The following is a 3,939-nucleotide window of genomic DNA, read 5'->3' as shown; positions in this document are numbered from 1 at the left end:
ATAGTATGTTTGGTAAATAGATCCGTTGACCGTACTATCGCCTACATACCGTTCAGACTTTTCAGCGGCCATTGCGGTGCAGGCAAAGCTCAAGAGAATCACCGCTGAAACAACAATGGACAACAAACGCTTTTTCGACATAGACATACACCTCCGTTTTTTTGCTCCCATCAAGAGCCTTTGTATAATCAACGCAATTCGCATTCGCTTCGTTTCAATTTTCAGGAGAAAATTTTTCAAATTTTCCATCTTTGTAAGTTCAGACAAAAAGAAAGCCAGACATTTGTGAACTCTCACAAGTGTCCAGCTTTCTTAACGGATACCTTCCGCAATTTTCATAATCTCATCGTATGGAATGTTTCCCATAACGGTATGTGTAATCCCCCGATGTTCCCAACTTAGAGTATAAACATTCTTTCCATGTTCATCCGTACTGGTTCCAAGTACACCATCTGCTTCTCCGACCTTTACGGTTTCGTACACTGTATGCTCATTATCAAACAGGGACTGCTGCCCTGGCTGGATAATTGAGCAACGGACTGTGTAGCTTTCCTCTGTTTCTTTTGACGAGTAAACATGTAAAAAGTTTTCTGCTCGCTCAAATTTCTGCACATCGTCCATTTCAAAGCCGTTCGGCACATAATGGTCGCTGTATCCATCCGGGAGCCACTCCAGCGGTTCGCCATCCACCTGATAAGTCAGCTGCATCTCAATGGGCAGAAATTTTTGAATCATCGTATAGACTGCCCTGCGGAAATCAGCGCTGACCGCAAGAGCACCAACCGTCAGCATTACGAGTGTCAATGCCGCAATTAGTACTCGTTTCAACACTGGGTGGTGCTTTTTCTTCTTTAAGGCCTCTGTCATTCGTTCGTCCCATTGGGACGTATCTGGGTAGATTTCCTCAAACTGCTTTGGCGTTGGAAGCGAATCCAGTTCTCTTTGCGCATCTGCACGAAGTGCCATCATCAAAGCCGCATCAAATGAAATGTCTGTCCGCTCACTCATGGCTGTTCATCTCCTTCCATAATAGTTTTCGTCCTCGAAAGAGCCGTGTTCGTACCACTTCATCCGTTAATCCCAGCGATTTTGCAATCTCACGGTTTGTATATCCCATTGCCAAAAGGCGTAGCGGATCACGGTACATCGGTTTCATTTGGCCAATCAGTTCTGTTAGACGTTCAATGTTATCGGTGCTAACTGCTGCATCATCCGGCACCGGAGCGGCATCTGGTTCGTTTGGGACATCTTCCAGCAATTCTTCTCGTTGTTTGCGAAGCATATCATATGCACGGCTTCTACTACAACTAACGAGATAAGCAGCGAGTTCGTGACAGTTTTCTCGATGAATTTTAGAAAAATTTTTTGCAACGTACAAAAATACCTCTTGTAGCACATCCTCTGCCAGATACGAATCATCCATGATTTTGTAAGCGGTATGGTGAACCAGCCGTTTGTATGTATTGTACACCTCGGTAAAATCTTCTTCAAAGTTTCGATCATCAAGCACACTTAGATATAACGCAAGCAACGCAGTCACCTCTATTCACATTGATTGTGTGTAGTGTACCACGAACCAATAAAAATGTCGAATACAACCAACTTTTGAAAAGGAGCGTGATGCCATTGACCCAACCGAAAACCGATCTCGCCTATCTCCGCAGCGAGAAAGCCAAAGCAGAACAGCAGCTGCGCTACTACCAGCACCGGGAGAAAATTCTGGAACACCAGATACCGGAGCTGACCCGCAAGGCCCGTGTGCATCGGCTGTGTACCCGTGCCGGAATGCTGGAAAGTTTTCTGATTGCGCCGGAAGAACTCACCAACGATCAGGTGATGGAGCTGCTGAAAATTGCGTTCCGTCAGCCGGAAGTTGCGCTGGCTCTTGCAAAGATGATTCACGACCTGCACGAAAGCCGCAGCGTTCCGCACCCTTTAGAATAAAGGGCGCAATTATACACCGTTCCGGTGAAATTGCGGTCTTGCAGACGGCTCGATGAAATCGAAGCTGGCGTTTGTGCGCCAGCCCGATTCCATCCCAAGGAAAACTGCATTTTCCTTGCGCTGCTTTGCAGCTATCCTTTTGCGGCTCCCGCCTGAGATCGAAGCGCATGGCACTCCGTTCTAAGGCGGCGAGCAAAACCGAATACAATTCCAGACCGTTCACCAAGAGCAATCTTGCTGGGCGGTCTTTTTGTTTGGGGGTGATGCCTATTCCGTGTCCGCATTTCAAAATTACCATCGTCAAGCGCAGCCAAGGGCAGTCCGCTGTTGCCGGGGCCGCTTACCAAAGCGGCGAACGGCTGTTCAGCGAGTACGACCAGAGAACAAAATTCTACAACAAGAAGAAAGAGCTTGTCCACGCTGAGATCATGCTGCCATCCTATGCGCCGCCCGGATATGCAGACCGGGCGACCCTCTGGAACGCCGTAGAAGCTGTGGAGAACCAGTGGAACTCCCAGCTTGCCCGGCGCATCGTGCTGGCGTTCCCGGTGGAGGTGCCGAAGGAGCAGTATTTGTCCATGATAAAAGAGTTTTGTCAGGAGCAGTTTGTTTCCAAAGGGATGATTGCCGACTTTGCCATCCACGACAAGGGAGATGGAAACCCACACGCTCACATTCTGCTGACGCTCCGGGCAATAGATGAACACGGCAAGTGGCTCCCGAAAGCCAGAAAGGTGTACGACCTTGACGAGAACGGTGAGCGCATCCGGCTCGCTTCCGGCAACTGGAAGTGCCACAAGGAAAACACGGTGGACTGGAACGACCAGAAGTATGCCGAGGTCTGGCGGCATGGCTGGGAGACCATTACCAACCGCTATTTGGAAGCGGCTGGCCGCCCGGAACGTGTTGACCTGCGCTCCTTTGAGCGACAGGGCATCCAGCAGATACCGACCGTGCATCTCGGTCCCGCCGCACACCAGATGGAAAAGCGTGGAGTGGAAACTTTTCTCGGCAACCTGAACCGGGATATTCGCGCCGCCAATAGCCTGATGCAGTCCATCCGCAGTGCGATTCGTGGGCTGCAACGCTGGATCGCAGACCTGAATGAAAAGAAGCAGATTCTTTTGGATGCACTGGAACAAGCCAAGGAGCCAATGCTGTCCGACCTGCTGGTGGATTACTTCAACCTCCGCAACGAGCAGCGCAGCGATTGGTCTGGCAAGGCAAAACTGAAATGCACTGTCCGAGACTTTGAGGAAGTCAAACGGGCTGTGGACTATCTGAAAACCCATTCACTGAACACCGTTGAGGATTTGGACACTGCAATTTCTAACCTGAACCAGACCGCCGCCCCTCTCCGCAGGCAGTTGAAGCAGAATGAGAACCGAATACGGGCAATCGCCCAGATCAAGGATGCTGCTGCCATCCATGCCAAGCTGAAACCCATCCACGATACCTTTCTAAAAAAGAACTTCAAGCTGACGAAAGATGCCTATGCCAGCCAGCACAAGGAAGAACTGGACGCTTTCAATAAAGCTGTCCGAACTATGATGAAGCTGAACGGCAGCACAGCGGTGGATTTTTCGGCATTGGATGCCGAATTTTCTGCGCTGCAATCCGGCAGCGCAGAGCTGCGCACCCAACTGGAAACCTTGCAGCCGGATATCTCCGCACTAAAAAATATCCGCAAGTATATCGACATGGTGCTGAATAAGCAGCAGCTTTCTGCACCGGGCGGCAAGACCCCAGAGAAAGAATCTGTGCTGAAACAGTTGGAGCAGCTTCAGCAAGAAAAATCAAAACACAAAGCGATTACCCCCATGAACCGCGAAGAATCGCTCTAAATTATATTTCTGCCACTGATGTGCCATTGCAGTCTGTGGCAGGAATACATAGATTTTTTACATTGTAAAACAATCCAAATGTGACTTTTTTGTTAATTCTCAAAATTATGGGTGTCTAAAGGTCTTTCTCGATGCCTACCAAGTGAGAGGA

4 protein-coding genes are annotated in these 3,939 nt (G+C 49.3%); 2 read left to right on the top strand and 2 right to left on the bottom strand.

The window, feature by feature from the left end:
* Positions 1–312: 312 nt before the first annotated feature.
* Together DWV57_RS13935 and DWV57_RS13930 are read right to left on the bottom strand one after the other, a co-directional pair.
* Positions 313–1,008 carry a DUF4367 domain-containing protein gene (locus DWV57_RS13935; RefSeq protein WP_005924698.1) on the bottom strand — a complete coding sequence of 232 codons (696 nt, stop codon included), beginning with the start codon at positions 1,006–1,008 and terminating at the stop codon, positions 313–315.
* Complete coding sequence (locus DWV57_RS13930) at positions 1,001–1,540, bottom strand: sigma-70 family RNA polymerase sigma factor (RefSeq protein ID WP_223389524.1); 540 nt, start codon at positions 1,538–1,540, stop codon at positions 1,001–1,003. The genes DWV57_RS13935 and DWV57_RS13930 overlap by 8 nt, the downstream gene beginning before the upstream one ends.
* Before the next feature lie 80 nt (positions 1,541–1,620).
* Here DWV57_RS13930 and DWV57_RS13925 point away from each other — a divergent pair, with 80 nt between their 5' ends.
* Both DWV57_RS13925 and mobQ read left to right on the top strand, forming a co-directional pair.
* On the top strand, positions 1,621–1,944 hold the full coding sequence (locus DWV57_RS13925; RefSeq protein WP_005924694.1) for a DUF3847 domain-containing protein: 324 nt from the start codon (positions 1,621–1,623) through the stop codon (positions 1,942–1,944).
* Between the two features lie 269 nt (positions 1,945–2,213).
* Positions 2,214–3,788 carry a MobQ family relaxase gene (gene mobQ, locus DWV57_RS13920; protein ID WP_120021096.1) on the top strand — a complete coding sequence of 525 codons (1,575 nt, stop codon included), beginning with the start codon at positions 2,214–2,216 and terminating at the stop codon, positions 3,786–3,788.
* Positions 3,789–3,939 lie beyond the last annotated feature (151 nt).

Source organism: Faecalibacterium sp. AF10-46, from assembly GCF_003604105.1.
GTDB classification, from domain to species: Bacteria; Bacillota; Clostridia; order Oscillospirales; family Ruminococcaceae; genus Faecalibacterium; species Faecalibacterium taiwanense.
Note: the sequence above shows the minus strand (reverse complement) of the source record. Positions and strands in the feature narration are given on the sequence as shown.